Source organism: Micromonospora sp. AP08 (genome assembly GCF_008085935.1).
GTDB classification, from domain to species: domain Bacteria; phylum Actinomycetota; class Actinomycetes; order Mycobacteriales; family Micromonosporaceae; genus Micromonospora; species Micromonospora chersina.
Map to the genome: position 1 here is coordinate 1 of NZ_VSEZ01000029.1, position 12974 is coordinate 12974.

The window sequence follows — 12974 nt, forward strand, 5'->3', positions numbered from 1 at the left end:
CCGGACCGGGTCTCGACGTGATCGCGGAGGCCGGCAGCGACGCGCGAACCTGACCCACGACGGGGTGGGGCCGACCGTCACGGAGCCGGCACGGTCGGCCCCACCCTCACACCGACCGCCACGAATCGTCGGGCAACGACGACGCCTGCGGGCCCATCATCAACATCCCCCCGTCCACCGGCCAGGACGCCCCGGTGACATAGGCGGCGGCGGGCGAGGCGAGCAGGGCGACGACCGCCGCCACCTCCCGGGCGTCCCCGGGCCGGCCCACCGGCACGCCCGGGCGCTCCTGGGTGAACGGGTCCACGTCCTCCTGGCCGGTCATCGGGGTGGCGATCTCACCGGGGGCGACCGCGTTGACGGTGATCCCGTCCGCCGCCAACTCCTGCGCCATCACCTGGGTGAGCAGCCCCAGCCCGCCCTTCGCCGCGCAGTACGCCGACGAGCCGACCCGCGGCGCGTGCTCGTGCACGCTGGTGATGCTGATGATCCGGCCGCCCCGGCCGGCCGCCCGCATCCGCCGGGCCGCCCGCTGGGAGCAGAGGAACGGCCCGTCCAGGTCCACGGCGAGCACCTCCCGCCACTGCTCCCAGGCCACCTCGACGAAGGGCGTGGACAGGCCGGTGCCGGCGTTGTTGACCAGCACGCCGAGCCCGCCGAGCCGGTCGGCCAGCTCGTCGACGACCGCCGCCGCCCCGGGCAGGCGGGTGAGGTCCAGCTCGGCCACCTCGCAGCGGCGGCCGGCGGCGCGTAACTCGGTGGCGGTGCGTTCGGCGCCGTCCCGGTCGCCGTACCAGGTGATGCCGATGTCGAAGCCGGCCTGGGCGAGCGCCACGGCACACGCCTTGCCGATGCCGGAGTCCGCGCCGGTGACGACGGCGATCCGGTCGTAGTCCTCGTGTCGCTGGGGCATGCTGCCGCACTACCCGGATCGGGCGGGTCGAACCAGACCGGGTGTAACCGCTCCGGCCCGGGGTAGCCGGGCGGGCATGGACCTGGTCGAGGAGTCGCCGTACCGGTTCCGGATCGACCGGCACGACCCCATGCGGGTGCCGGGGGTGGTCTTCGCGTCCCGCGATCTCCTCCCGGACGCCGGGGCGGACAAGTCGCTGGAGCAGGTGGCGAACGTCGCCACCCTGCCCGGCATCGTGGGCGCCTCCTACGCCATGCCGGACGTGCACTGGGGCTACGGCTTCCCGATCGGCGGGGTCGCCGCCACCGACGTCGAGGACGGGGGAGTGGTCTCGCCCGGCGGGGTCGGCTTCGACATCTCCTGCGGGGTCCGGCTGCTCACCGCCGACCTGGACCGGGCGGCGCTGCGCCCCCGGCTGGACGCCGTCATGGACGGCCTCAGCGAGTCCACCCCGCGGGGCATGGGCAAGGGCGCCGTGTGGCACCTGACCGACGGGGCGGAACTCGACGCGGTGCTCCGCGGCGGCTCCCGGTACGCCGTCGAGCGCGGCTTCGGCGTCCAACGGGACCTGGACCGCTGCGAGGACTACGGCGCGGTGGGCGACGCGAACCCGGCCCAGGTGAGCGAGCGGGCGGTGGAGCGGGGCGCCCGCCAGGTCGGCAGCCTCGGCTCCGGCAACCACTTCCTCGAGGTGCAGGCGGTGGAGGAGGTCTACGACGAGGCCGTGGCGGCTGCCTTCGGGCTCCGCGCCGGCCAGGTCTGCGTCATGATCCACTGTGGTTCGCGGGGGCTGGGCCACCAGATCTGCACGGACTACGTCCGCGGCATGGAGAAGGTGATGCCCGGGTACGGAATCCACGTCCCCGACCGGCAGCTCGCCTGCGCGCCGGTCTCCTCCCACGAGGGCCGGGCCTACCTGGGGGCGATGGCCGCCGCGGCCAACTACGCCCGGGCCAACCGCCAGCTGCTCGCCCACGCCGCCCGGCAGGTCTTCGCCCGGGTCACCGGCTGCGACCTCGACCTGGTGTACGACATCTCGCACAACCTCGCCAAGATCGAGACGCACGAGGTGGACGGGACGTCCCGCCCGCTCTGCGTGCACCGCAAGGGAGCCACCCGGGCCCTCCCGCCGGGGCACCCCGACCTGCCCGACGACCTGCGCCCGGTCGGGCAACCGGTGCTCATCCCCGGCTCCATGGGCACCGGCTCGTACGTGCTCACCGGCGTGCCCGGCGCGCCGGCCTGGGCGTCGACCTGCCACGGCGCGGGCCGGGTGCAGAGCCGCAAGCAGGCCACCAAGGCGGTACGCGGGCACGACCCGCGCCGTGAACTGGAGGCGCAGGACATCGCGGTGCGGGGCGCCAGCCGGCGCGGGCTGGCCGAGGAGATGCCGGCCGCGTACAAGGACGTGGCCGCCGTGGTGGCGGCGGCCGAGGGCGCCGGCCTGTGCCGGAAGGTGGCCCGGCTGGTCCCGCTCGGCGTGGTGAAGGGCTGAGCGCCCGATCAGACGTCCAGCGTCACCGCGCAGCGCCAGCCGGCGGATTCCGCGGCGAAGCACAGCTCGTGCAGGGACACCGCCTTGGGGACCGCGCCGACCAGCTCCACGGCGTCGGTGCCGGTGGTTCGCCAGCGCACCGCCAGGCCGCCGTCGTCGGCCGCCCGCACCTCGGTCTCCAGCGGCAGCTCACCCGCCGTGTCCATCCGGAAGATGACCTCGTCGAGGACGCCGACCAGCAGGTCCGCGTCGGCGCCCGGCGGCACCCGGAAGGTGGTCTCCCCGTCGGCGGCGGCCCCGGTGGTGTCCACGAAGGTGTCCACGAGGGCCGTGACCGCCTCGGCCACGCAGCCCTCCCGGTCCGGCGCCCACGCCTCGATGCGGACGTCGGCGGTGTGCGGGATGTTCCGGTGCCCCCGGGCCGGTCGTCGCTCCATGCCCCCGATCATGCCCCCGGCGGTCGGAGGCCCCACCGGTTTTGTCGCAGCCGGTCGCTAGGGTGCAACGCATGATCGCCGATGACTCCGACGCCGTCACCGTCACCTTCCTGAGCATGATGCGGGCCGTGCTGCGGGCCGAGCGGGTGGGCGACGACAGCCTCGGCCGCACGGTCGACCTGGCCCGGCGCTGGTGGGGCGCCGGCGACGCGCAGGACGCCCGGCTCGCCGCCGCGCTGCGTGAGCTGCACGGCGAGCCCGTCGACACCGACGACCCCCGCCAGGTGGCCGACGTGGCGGCCGCGGACACCGGCCTGCTGACCCCGCCCGACCCGCGGGGCGCCGCGATCGCCCGCTTCGCCGCGAACGCCCGCCGGCTGCGCACCGGCGAGATCACCCCGGCCGAGTTCGACGAGCTCATGGCGACCGACGACCGGGACCGCCCCGACGCCTGACCGTCGCCGCACGTCGGCCGCCCCACCTCGACCCGCCGGCCCGGCCGCCGTCGCCGCGCCGACGGCGATGTCACCGCACCGCCCGCTCGCCGGTCGTAGGTAACGAAGCGACCGACCCGGGAGGGGACGATGTGGACCCACAGCAACACGTCAGACAGGTGTACGCCGCCTCGGCGGCCCGGCTGGTGGCCCAGATGTACGCCATGACCGGCGACTACGCGGAGGCGCAGGACGTCGTGCAGGAGGCGTTCGTCCGGGCGTTGGCCCGGCCGGCGCGGTTCCGGGAGGTGGCCAACCCGGAGGCCTGGCTGCGCACGGTGGCGCTGAACGTCGCCCGGTCCCGGCACCGCCGCCGGGTGCTGCTGCACGGCCTGGTCCGCTCCGGGCGGCTGGACCCGGCGCGGCCCAGCGCGCCGGACCTCACCCCGGATCACGTCGCCCTGGTGGCGGCGTTGCAGCGGCTGCCCCGGCAGGCCCGGGAGACCGTCGTGCTGCACCACCTCGCGGACCTGCCGGTGACCGAGGTGGCCACCGCGCTGGGTTGCTCGGTGGAGGCGGTGAAGACCCGCCTGGTCCGGGCCCGCCGTGCCCTCGCCGACCACCTCGGCGACGAGGACGCGGCCCGGCCGGCGTCGTCCGATCCGGCCGCGGCCCGGCCGGAGCGGGAGGCCCGCCATGCCTGAGCCGGACTTCGTCGGCCTGAACACCGCCGCCCAGGCCGGCTTCAAGCCGCACTTCGCGCAGGTCGTCGCCGCGGCCCGGCGGCGCAGACGCCGGCGGCAGATTCTCGCCGTGGCCACGGTGGCGTTGCTGGTCGCCGGCTCGGGCGTCGCCGTGGCGGCCCGGTCGGACGACTCCACCCCACCGGCCCGGTTCGGCACGGATCGCACCCCGGACTTCATCCCCACGCCGGGCGCCACGCCCACCGCCGATCCCGTCCCCGGCCGGCAGGTCCTCACCGGCCGTCCCGCCGTCGGTGACCTGACCCACGTCTACCTGCGCTGGACCGAGTGCCGCAACGGTTGCCCGCTGCGCTGGGCGGGCACCGACGACGGCGGCCGGCACTGGCGCACCGGCCCGCTTCCGGTGCCGGACGACGCCCTGGTGGACCTGCGGTCGGCCGGACCACGCACCATGGTGGCCTGGTACCAGTCCCGGTCCGCTCCGACACCGCAACGGTGGATCGCCAGCGCCGACGGCGGGGCCACGTGGCGGGAGGTGACCCCGCGGCGGGTCGACGCGCTGCCGGCCGGCTGGCGGGTGCTCGGCGAGCAGCCGGGCCCGAGCGACGTGCCCCTCGTGGCCGTGGACCCGGCCACCGGCGACCTCGCCCAGCTCGCCAGGCGGTCGACGCTGCGCAACGCGGCGGTGGTCGAGAGCGTGCCGGCCGACGCCGGCCTCTGGGTCACCGGCCGGACCGGCCAGCATGTCGGCGACGGCGGGCGGATCATCTGGACCGGCGGCGCCGTCGAGGTGAGCCGGGACGGCGGCCGCACCTGGTCGCGACACGAGTTCCCGGACGACCTCACCGCCTCGGACGACGTGGGCGGCCCGGCGGTCGCCACCCACGACGGGCGCACCGTCTACGCGGTGGGCCGGGTGCGGGGCGCCCTCGTGGTGTGGCGCAGCACGGACGGCGGTGACACCTGGGCGCGTGCCGCCGGCACGGCCCAGGTCGGCGAGCGCACCGTCCGGGCGGCGGTACGCCCCGACGGGGTGCTGATGGTCCAAGCCGGCATCTCCGCCGGGGAGGACCCGTTGATGTTCGCGAGCTCTGACGGCGGCGCGACGCTGCGTGCCGCCCCGCTGGGCCCGGGGGCCGACCCGCGCCCGGTGCCCGGCGGGTACGCGCAGACCGGCTGGCCGGACAGCAAGGGCGCCTGGCTCTCCGCCGACGGCGTGACCTGGACCTGGCTGGACCCGCCGGAGCTGCCCTGACGGTGGGGGTGCTCCCGGGTCCCGACGGGAGCACCCCTCGCGACGGGGCCGCAGGAAACCTCACACGCTGCGCGTGGCGGACGTTGCGAACTCGGGCGCCTCGGGGGTCAGCATCGCGGTCCGGGCCGGCGCGCCCCACTCCTCGGCCAGCGCGGCGGCCAGCTCGGTGAGCATCCGGGGCACGGTCTCCGCGGCGCCGGCGTGCATCGCCTCGATCACCACCAGCACGTCGGCGGTGTCCGCGCGCACCGCCGACGCGCCGCTCTGGCGGTGGGTCCAGCGCCGGGAGTGGGCGTGACCGGCCTCGTCCGCGAAGATCAGCTCACCGGGCTCGGGGTGCTCCTCCTCCCCGCCGAGGGTCAGGTAGGTCTCCGTGCCGGTGGCCCGGCGCACGGTCAGGTCCCCGTCGATCCGGTGAAGGTCGAGCACGGCCACCGGCACGGCGTACCCGAGGGAGAGGGCGTTGCCCAGGTCGACCAGCGGGTGCAGCCGGGGCAGCGCCCCGTCCCGGCGGAACCGGCGCAGCAGCGACTCGGCGGCGCACCGGTAGCGGGTGGGCGGCGAACCCATCCGGGCGAAGGCGCGGCGCCACGCCTGGATCTCCGGGAAGCCGCCCTCCGGGCCGCCGGCGAGGCGGGCGCGGGCCGTGTCGGCGTAGCGGTCGAGTCGTGGGGTGACGTCGACGCCGGGGGTGATGCCGGTGGCGTGCAGGACGCCGCAGGTCAGCTCGGGGAAGCTCGACCGGACCTGCGGGGAGTGCCGGAAGCGCACGGAGGACTCCTATCGGGCGGTGAGGGCCAGGCCGAGGCCCAGCGCGAGGAAGCTGCCGGCGAAACCGTGCCGCAGCAGCGCGGTGAGCCGGGGCCGCGCCAGCACCCGGCGGCGCAGCGCGCCGGCCAGCAGCGCGTACCCGGCGAAGACCACGAGGGTGGCCAGCATGAACACGGTGCCGCAGGCCAGCATCCGGGCCGCCGCGTCCGGCGCGTCGGGTGGGACGAACTGTGGCAGGAACGCCACGAAGAAGACGGTGACCTTGGGGTTGAGCAGGTTCATCAGCACCCCGTCGCGGAACACCCGGCCGGCCGGGCGCGGCGGGTGGTCCCCGTCGACCGGCAGCAGCGGGCCGCGGTCGCGCAACGCCGCCCAGGCCATCCAGAGCAGGTACGCCACCCCCAGCCAGGTGACCACCCGGAACGCCGGTGTGCCGGCGCGGAGCAGGGCCGCCAGCCCGGTCACCGCGGCGACCAGGTGCGGGACGAGGCTGACGGTGGAGCCGGCGGCGGCCACCAGGCCGGCCCGGCGGCCGGCGGAGAGGCCGGTGGCGAGGGTGTAGACGACCCCGGTGCCTGGGGTGATCACCACGACGAGCGTGGTCAGGAGGAAGGCGATGGTCATGTGGTCCAGCCTGCGACCATAATGGTCCGATGGATAGGGCCAAACCAACGGCGACAGAGAGGTCCATAACGGCCGGTGCCGACTTCCTCCAGCTCGACGTCGGCGAGGCCCCGCCCGGTGGCCGGGCCGACTGGCTGGCCGCCCGGCTGCGGGCCGCCATCGCCGACGGCCGGGTTCCGGTCGGCGCCCGGCTGCCGGCCAGCCGGGTGCTCGCCGCCGAGCTGGGCGTGTCCCGGGGCGTGGTGACCGAGGCGTACCAGCGGCTCACCGAGGACGGGCAGGTGGTCGGGCGGGGCCGGGCCGGCACCGTCGTCGTGGCCACCCCGGCCGCCGTGGTCACCCGCCCGCCGGCGCCGCCGCCCCGCCCGCCGGAGGTGTTCGCCGCGCGGTCGCCGGGCACCGAGGTCTTCGACGCGCTGCGCACCGCTCCGGCGGAGCTGGACCTGACGCCCGGCGTACCCGATCTGGCGGCCTTTCCCCGCGCGGCCTGGCTGCGCGCGGAACGCGCGGTGCTGCACCGCCTGGCGCCCGCCGACTTCGGGTACGGCGATCCGACCGGCACCCCCGCGCTGCGGCTCGCGGTCGCCACCTGGCTGGCCCGCAACCGCGGCATCCGGGTGGACCCGGCCGAGGTGGTGGTCGTGGCCGGGGTGTCCCAGGCGCTCGGCCTGCTCGCCCAGGTGCTGCACGCCGACGGCGTGCACACGGTGGCCGTGGAGGACCCCGGCTCGCTCGGCGTACGCCAGCACCTGAACAACTGGCGGCTGGACACCCCGCCGATCCCGGTCGACGCCCACGGCCTGCGCGTCGACCGGCTGGAGGCCAGCGGCGCCCCGGCCGTGATGCTCACCCCAGCGCACCAGTTCCCGACCGGGGTGGTGCTCGACGGCGACCGCCGCCGCCGGCTGCTGCGCTGGGCCCGGCGCGGCGGCGTGGTGATCGAGGACGACTACGACGCCGAGCACCGCTACGACCGCCCGCCGGTGCCGGCGCTGCGCGGGATGCTGCCGGACGGGGTCTGCTACACCGGCAGCGTCTCCAAGCTGCTCGCCCCGGCGCTGCGGATCGGCTGGGTGCTGGTGCCGCCCCGGTGGCACGCCGACCTGGTGGCGGCCAAGCGGATGGCCGACCTCGGCAACGCCGCGCTGCCGCAACTGGTCCTGGCCGAGCTGATGGACTCCGGCGCGCTGGAACGCCACCTGCGGCTGCTGCGCCGCCGGCACGTCCGCCGCCGCGACGCGATGATCCGGGCGCTCCGCGAGCACCTGCCCGGTGCGGTCGTGCACGGCGCCGCGGCCGGCCTGCACCTGCTGGTGACGCTGCCCGGCGACGTCGACGACACGGCCCTCGCCGCGGCGGCGCTGCGCCGCGGCGTGAAGGTCCAACCCCTCTCGTGGCACGCCCAGCACCCGCAACCCCCCGGCCTGGTCCTCGGCTACGCCGCCAACCCCGCCGGGGACATCGACCGCGCCCTGAGAACCCTGGCCACCACCCTCCACGACCTGCGCTGACTCGCCCCCTCGCCGCGTTGATCAAGAGGTTCGCGTCTCCGGGGAGATCGACACCGACGCAAACCTCTTGATCAACGGGGTGCGGGCGGGTGGTAGAGGGCCGCGAGGGCCGTTGCCGTCTCCGCGAGGCGGGCGCGCAGGGTGGCGGGGGTCAGGACCTCGACCTCGGCGCCGAGCCGCAGCAGGTCACCGTGCGCGTGGGTGAGCGACTCGATGGGTACGACGGCCCGCACCCAGCCCGCCGCGTCGGGTGGGCCGGCGCTGGCGTCCACCGCGGCGACCACCGCGTCGGTGGCGACCTCCCGCAGCCGTTCCCGGCCCCGGGGCGAGAGCCGGATGGTCGCCTCGTCCCGGTGCAGCCCGGCCCGGAAGGCGACCACGTGCGCCCGCCACCAGGCCGGCAGGTCGAACTCCGGCCGGTCGAACGGCTCGTCCAGCGCGGTCAGGTCGAGGATCTGGTTGACCCGGTAGGTGGCCGGCTCGGCACGGTCCGGGCGGGCGGCCACGACGTACCAGCGGCCGCCCTTGAGCACCAGCCCGTACGGTTCGAGCACCCGGGTCACCTCTCCGGTCCAGCTCCGGTAGCGGACCCGGATCCGGTGCTCCCGCCACACCGCCTCGGCCGCGGCGGCCAGGTACGGCGACGGGTCGCCGTCGGAGTACCAGCCGGGGGTGTCCAGGTGGAACCGCTGCTGGAGCCGGTCGGCCCGGTCGGCGAGCGGCGGCGGCAACGCGGCGCGCAGCTTGAGTTGCAGGGTGGCCACGACCGACTGGTAGCCCAGCTCGGCGGCCGGTCCGGGCAGCCCGGCGAACAGCAGCCGGTCGGCCTCCTCGGCGGTGAGCCCGGTGAGCCGGGTCCGCCAGCCGTCGACGAGCCGGTAGCCGCCGGCGTGCCCGGCCTCGCCGTAGAGCGGAATGCCGGCGGCGTGCAGCGCCTCGACGTCGCGGTAGACGGTGCGGACGGACACCTCCAGCCGGCGGGCCAGCTCGGCGGCGGTGAGCCGGCCGTGGGCCTGGAGCAGCAGCAGGAGGGAGAGGAGGCGACTGGCCCGCACTCCACTGACACTAGCTGTCAGGGGAGCGGTCCTACCGTCCCGGCATGGCATTCCAGAACAAGGAACTGACCGTGCCGGGGGCCGTCGAGGTCGCCGGCCGGCACGTCAAGCGCTACCACATCGACCAACCGGACCGCCGCCTCGAACCGGAGGTGGTCGAGGCCGCGTACGCGTACCTGCCGAAGCTGCTGCCCGAGCCGGACGGCAGCACGCCGCCGGCCGGCTGGGTGGTGCTGCACCGGGGCGCGGACACCGGCGCGTACCTGCTGGCGTACAGCTGGTTCTTCGACAACGTGGTGGAGTGCCGGATCGCGATCGCCGGCCAGCCCGCGCTGGACTGCCCGGACGACGACCCGGCGCACTTCGTGCCGCTGGACCGGCCCGGCGTGGGCTGCGTCTGGGAGCTGGGCGTGCTGGAGCACGAGCGGACGGCCTGGGTCCGGCACGTGCTCGCCCCCGACCGGCCGGACCTGGCCGGCTACCTGGCCGACAACCGGGCCGAGGGAAAGGTGGGTTTCTGATGGGCGACTTCGACTTCCTCGTCGGCAGCTGGGACGTGACCAACCGGCGGCTGCGGAAGCGACACGTCGGCAGCGACGACTGGGACGAGTTCCCCGGCACGAGCGTGGCGCACTCGTTCTTCGACGGCGCCGGCAGCTTCGACGAGATCCGCTTCCCGACCCGGGGCTTCTCCGGCTCGACGGTCCGCATCCGTGACGCGGAGACCGGGCTCTGGTCGATCTACTGGATGAACAGCCGTCGCGGGGTGCTCGAACAGCCGCCGATGGTCGGCCGGTTCGTCGACGGCGTGGGCACCTTCCACGCCGACGACACCGACGAGGGGCGGCCGATCCGCTGCCGGTTCATCTGGTCCGGGATCACGCCCACCTCCTGCCGCTGGGAGCAGGCGTTCTCCACCGACGGCGAGCGCACCTGGGAGACCAACTGGATCATGGAGTTTGCCCGTACCGGCTAGTGTGACCGGGGTGCGGAGATGGAGACGGGCCGATCCCTGGACGACAAGGCGGCAGGTCCCCGCCGGGGTGGCCATCCTGTACGGCAGCCTGGCGCTGCTCGTCCTGTCGGCCGGGATGGTGACCGAGCTGGTCGCCGGTCGGCTCGCCGCCGACCAGGCCGGGTCGATGGCCGTCGCCATCGCGGTGATCGTCGGGGTCCTGCTCGTCGCGGTCCGGTTCCACCTGGTCGGCGTCTACCACGGCGAGCGTGGGCTGCTGATCCGCAACGTGCTCTTCTCCCGGCTCCTGCCCTGGCGGGAGGTGACCGGCTTCTACCCGGGCCCGACCGTCCTCTCCGGCCCTGGCCTCGAAGGCCGGCAGTGGACCCTGTGCGTGCTGACCCGGGACGGGGCAGTGGAGACGCCCGTGCAGTCGCGCGGCTCGGTGCTGATGCGCCAGCTGGAGAGCCTCACCGGCCCGGCGCTGCCCGCCGCCGAGTTCGACCTGGTGATACGGCGGCTGCGCGAGGCGCATGCCGCCGCTCAGGCCGGCGGCGGTGCGGTGGTCCGGTAGATCGCGGTCAGCCAGACGTCGAGCAGCACGTCGACCACGTCCCGCTCGGCCACGGCCGGCCCGTCGCCGGCGAAGGTCGCGTACCAGACCCGCTCGTTCATGGAGTTCAGCGCGATGGCGAGGTCCCGGGCGGGCAGCCCGTCCGGGGCCGCGCCGCGTGCGCGTTCGCCCTCGATGGCCGCCTCGACGGCGCGTACCCAGCGTTCGAGGACCTCGGCCCAGAGCCGGCGCACCTCGGCGTTGGTGCCGCGCACCTGGGCGCAGGCCAGCACCACGTCGCGGTGGCCGCCGAAGGTGGCGTGGAACCGGGCGATCAGCTCCCGCCACCGGGCCCGCGGGTCGTCGGCGAGCCGGACCAGCGCGTCGCCCGCGGCCGTGTCGGCCTCCTCGGTCACCCGGTCGAGCAGGGTGAGCAGCACCGCGTCCTTGGACGGGAAGTAGAAGTAGAACGTGGGCCGGGAGATGCCGGCGCCCCGGGCCAGGTCGTCGATGGAGATCTCGCCGAAGGGCCGCTGCCCGAGCAGCCGCTCGGCGGTGGCGAGGATGGCCCCCTCCCGGTCGTCGCCGGTGGAGCGGCCGGGCCGCCGCCCGCGCGTCGGCGCGGTGCCGGTCGAGGTACGGGCGGGGGTCATGTCGGCCGATGTTACACCTGTTCGACACCCTGTCGATTCCACTCGACAGGGTGTTGACTGGCGTCGACGGGGATGGATAGGGTCCGGTCCACTGCCGGCCGAACGGGAGATGCCATGGCCTCCGAACACGTCGACGTCCTCATCGTCGGTGCCGGGCTCTCCGGCGTCGGTGCCGCCGTCCACCTGCAACTCCAGTGCCCCGGGAAGACGTACGCGGTGCTGGAGGCCCGGGGCGCCGTCGGCGGCACCTGGGACCTGTTCCGCTACCCGGGCATCCGCTCCGACTCCGACATGTTCACCCTCGGTTACTCGTTCAAGCCGTGGACCAACCCCAAGGCGATCGCCGACGGCGACGCCATCCGGTCCTACGTCCGGGAGACCGCCCGCGAGCACGGGGTGCAGGAGCACATCCGCTTCCACCACCGGGTGCTGCGCGCCGAGTGGGACAGCGCCACCGCCCGCTGGACGGTGCACGCCCACCGCGACGACACCGGCGAGGAGGTGGTCCTGACCTGCGGGTTCCTGTTCACCAACTCCGGCTACTACCGCTACGACGAGGGCTACACGCCCGAGTTCCCCGGCGTCGAGCGGTACGCCGGCCGGCTGGTGCACCCGCAGCACTGGCCCGAGGACCTGGACTACGCCGGCAAGCGGGTGGTGGTGATCGGCAGCGGCGCCACGGCGGTCACCCTGGTCCCGGCCATGGCCGAGCGGGCCGGCCACGTCACCATGCTCCAGCGCTCACCCACGTACGTCATCGCGCTGCCCTCGCGCGACCCGCTCGCCGACGCGGCGCGGCGCTGGCTCCCGGCGAAGGCCGCGTACGCGGTGACCCGCTGGAAGAACGTGGCGCTCGGGGTGGCCAACTTCCAGCTCAGCCGGCGCGCCCCGGGCGTGGTGAAGAGGTTCCTCCGCCGGGCCGCCAAGGGCAAACTCCCGGTCGGCTACGACCTCGACCGGCACTTCTCGCCCCGCTACAACCCCTGGGACCAGCGGCTCTGCGTGGTGCCCGACGGGGACCTGTTCGCCGCCCTGAGCGCCGGGACGGCGTCGGTCGTCACCGACACCATCGACACCTTCACCGAGCGGGGCATCCGGCTCAGCTCCGGCGAGGAACTGCCTGCCGACGTCGTGGTCACGGCCACCGGCCTCAACCTGCTGGCCCTCGGCGGGATGACCCTCACCGTGGACGGCGCCGAGGTCGACCTCGCCTCGACCGTCGCCTACAAGGGCATGATGCTCTCCGGCGTGCCGAACTTCGCCATGACCATCGGCTACACCAACGCCTCCTGGACGCTCAAGGCCGACCTCGTCGCCACGTACGTCTGCCGGTTGCTGCGCCACCTCGACGACACCGGCCAGCAGATCGTCACCCCGCTCGCCCCGGACACCACCGACCTGGTGCCGATCATCGACCTGCAGTCCGGGTACGTGCTGCGGGCCGTCGACCGGCTGCCCAAGCAGGGCCCGGCCGCGCCCTGGCGACTGCACCAGAACTATCCCCGCGACGTGCTGCTGATGCGGCACGGCCGGCTCACCGACTCCGGCGTGCGCTTCTCCCGCGCGGGCACGCCCGCCACCGTCCCCGACCGTCCCGCGCCCGTCGCCTGAGCA

15 protein-coding genes are annotated in these 12974 nt (G+C 75.2%); 9 read left to right on the plus strand and 6 right to left on the minus strand.

What is annotated here, in order from left to right; translation table 11 throughout:
* Positions 1-106: 106 nt before the first annotated feature.
* On the minus strand, positions 107-913 hold the full coding sequence (locus FXF50_RS28285) for an SDR family oxidoreductase (RefSeq protein ID WP_148431975.1): 807 nt from the start codon (positions 911-913) through the stop codon (positions 107-109).
* 76 nt (positions 914-989) lie between these two features.
* Here FXF50_RS28285 and FXF50_RS28290 point away from each other — a divergent pair, with 76 nt between their 5' ends.
* Positions 990-2408 carry an RtcB family protein gene (locus FXF50_RS28290; RefSeq protein ID WP_148431976.1) on the plus strand — a complete coding sequence of 473 codons (1419 nt, stop codon included), beginning with the start codon at positions 990-992 and terminating at the stop codon, positions 2406-2408.
* 8 nt (positions 2409-2416) lie between these two features.
* Here the strand turns inward: FXF50_RS28290 and FXF50_RS28295 are convergent, their stop codons facing one another.
* On the minus strand, positions 2417-2845 hold the full coding sequence (locus FXF50_RS28295) for an archease (protein ID WP_148431977.1): 429 nt from the start codon (positions 2843-2845) through the stop codon (positions 2417-2419).
* A gap of 71 nt (positions 2846-2916) precedes the next feature.
* Between FXF50_RS28295 and FXF50_RS28300 the strand changes: the two genes are divergently transcribed.
* The 3 genes from FXF50_RS28300 to FXF50_RS28310 all read left to right on the plus strand — a co-directional run bounded on the left by FXF50_RS28300 (position 2917) and on the right by FXF50_RS28310 (position 5238).
* The gene (locus FXF50_RS28300) at positions 2917-3300 is read left to right on the plus strand and encodes a hypothetical protein (RefSeq protein WP_148431978.1); all 384 of its coding nucleotides are present in this window, start codon (positions 2917-2919) and stop codon (positions 3298-3300) included.
* A 131-nt stretch (positions 3301-3431) separates the two neighbouring features.
* Entirely contained in the window at positions 3432-3983 is a 552-nt protein-coding gene (locus FXF50_RS28305; RefSeq protein WP_255510233.1) for an RNA polymerase sigma factor, read from the plus strand.
* Complete coding sequence (locus tag FXF50_RS28310; RefSeq protein ID WP_148431979.1) at positions 3976-5238, plus strand: sialidase family protein; 1263 nt, start codon at positions 3976-3978, stop codon at positions 5236-5238. Before FXF50_RS28305 ends, FXF50_RS28310 begins: the two co-directional genes overlap by 8 nt.
* Before the next feature lie 60 nt (positions 5239-5298).
* On the opposite strand, the gene FXF50_RS28315 is transcribed toward FXF50_RS28310, so the two are convergent.
* The gene (locus FXF50_RS28315) at positions 5299-6009 is read right to left on the minus strand and encodes a B3/4 domain-containing protein (RefSeq protein WP_148431980.1); all 711 of its coding nucleotides are present in this window, start codon (positions 6007-6009) and stop codon (positions 5299-5301) included.
* A 9-nt stretch (positions 6010-6018) separates the two neighbouring features.
* Entirely contained in the window at positions 6019-6633 is a 615-nt protein-coding gene (locus tag FXF50_RS28320) for a LysE family translocator (protein WP_148431981.1), read from the minus strand.
* A 29-nt stretch (positions 6634-6662) separates the two neighbouring features.
* Between FXF50_RS28320 and FXF50_RS28325 the strand changes: the two genes are divergently transcribed.
* Positions 6663-8144 carry a PLP-dependent aminotransferase family protein gene (locus FXF50_RS28325; protein WP_148431982.1) on the plus strand — a complete coding sequence of 494 codons (1482 nt, stop codon included), beginning with the start codon at positions 6663-6665 and terminating at the stop codon, positions 8142-8144.
* A 71-nt stretch (positions 8145-8215) separates the two neighbouring features.
* Here FXF50_RS28325 and FXF50_RS28330 read toward each other — a convergent pair whose 3' ends face one another.
* Entirely contained in the window at positions 8216-9199 is a 984-nt protein-coding gene (locus tag FXF50_RS28330) for a YafY family protein (protein ID WP_148431983.1), read from the minus strand.
* 44 nt (positions 9200-9243) lie between these two features.
* On the opposite strand from FXF50_RS28330, the gene FXF50_RS28335 reads away from it, so the two are divergent.
* The 3 genes from FXF50_RS28335 to FXF50_RS28345 are packed head-to-tail and all read left to right on the plus strand — an operon-like array spanning position 9244 to position 10728.
* Entirely contained in the window at positions 9244-9720 is a 477-nt protein-coding gene (locus FXF50_RS28335) for a hypothetical protein (protein ID WP_148431984.1), read from the plus strand.
* On the plus strand, positions 9720-10175 hold the full coding sequence (locus tag FXF50_RS28340) for a hypothetical protein (protein ID WP_148431985.1): 456 nt from the start codon (positions 9720-9722) through the stop codon (positions 10173-10175). The genes FXF50_RS28335 and FXF50_RS28340 overlap by 1 nt, the downstream gene beginning before the upstream one ends.
* A 10-nt stretch (positions 10176-10185) precedes the next feature.
* Complete coding sequence (locus FXF50_RS28345) at positions 10186-10728, plus strand: hypothetical protein (RefSeq protein WP_148431986.1); 543 nt, start codon at positions 10186-10188, stop codon at positions 10726-10728.
* Here the strand turns inward: FXF50_RS28345 and FXF50_RS28350 are convergent.
* Positions 10698-11360: a TetR/AcrR family transcriptional regulator gene (locus tag FXF50_RS28350; RefSeq protein ID WP_148431987.1), complete on the minus strand. Its 663-nt coding sequence runs from the start codon at positions 11358-11360 to the stop codon at positions 10698-10700. The genes FXF50_RS28345 and FXF50_RS28350 overlap by 31 nt on opposite strands.
* Before the next feature lie 114 nt (positions 11361-11474).
* On the opposite strand from FXF50_RS28350, the gene FXF50_RS28355 reads away from it, so the two are divergent.
* On the plus strand, positions 11475-12971 hold the full coding sequence (locus FXF50_RS28355) for an NAD(P)/FAD-dependent oxidoreductase (RefSeq protein WP_148431988.1): 1497 nt from the start codon (positions 11475-11477) through the stop codon (positions 12969-12971).
* Positions 12972-12974: the final 3 nt, after the last annotated feature.

What these genes read in the sequence shown, in the direction of transcription:
- FXF50_RS28285 (WP_148431975.1), bottom strand. Translation starts at nt 913, where the DNA reads ATGCCCCAGCGACACGAGGACTACGACCGGATCGCCGTCGTCACCGGC.
- FXF50_RS28290 (WP_148431976.1), top strand. Translation starts at nt 990, where the DNA reads ATGGACCTGGTCGAGGAGTCGCCGTACCGGTTCCGGATCGACCGGCAC.
- FXF50_RS28295 (WP_148431977.1), bottom strand. Translation starts at nt 2,845, where the DNA reads ATGGAGCGACGACCGGCCCGGGGGCACCGGAACATCCCGCACACCGCC.
- FXF50_RS28300 (WP_148431978.1), top strand. Translation starts at nt 2,917, where the DNA reads ATGATCGCCGATGACTCCGACGCCGTCACCGTCACCTTCCTGAGCATG.
- FXF50_RS28310 (WP_148431979.1), top strand. Translation starts at nt 3,976, where the DNA reads ATGCCTGAGCCGGACTTCGTCGGCCTGAACACCGCCGCCCAGGCCGGC.
- FXF50_RS28320 (WP_148431981.1), bottom strand. Translation starts at nt 6,633, where the DNA reads ATGACCATCGCCTTCCTCCTGACCACGCTCGTCGTGGTGATCACCCCA.
- FXF50_RS28325 (WP_148431982.1), top strand. Translation starts at nt 6,663, where the DNA reads ATGGATAGGGCCAAACCAACGGCGACAGAGAGGTCCATAACGGCCGGT.
- FXF50_RS28335 (WP_148431984.1), top strand. Translation starts at nt 9,244, where the DNA reads ATGGCATTCCAGAACAAGGAACTGACCGTGCCGGGGGCCGTCGAGGTC.
- FXF50_RS28340 (WP_148431985.1), top strand. Translation starts at nt 9,720, where the DNA reads ATGGGCGACTTCGACTTCCTCGTCGGCAGCTGGGACGTGACCAACCGG.
- FXF50_RS28350 (WP_148431987.1), bottom strand. Translation starts at nt 11,360, where the DNA reads ATGACCCCCGCCCGTACCTCGACCGGCACCGCGCCGACGCGCGGGCGG.
- FXF50_RS28355 (WP_148431988.1), top strand. Translation starts at nt 11,475, where the DNA reads ATGGCCTCCGAACACGTCGACGTCCTCATCGTCGGTGCCGGGCTCTCC.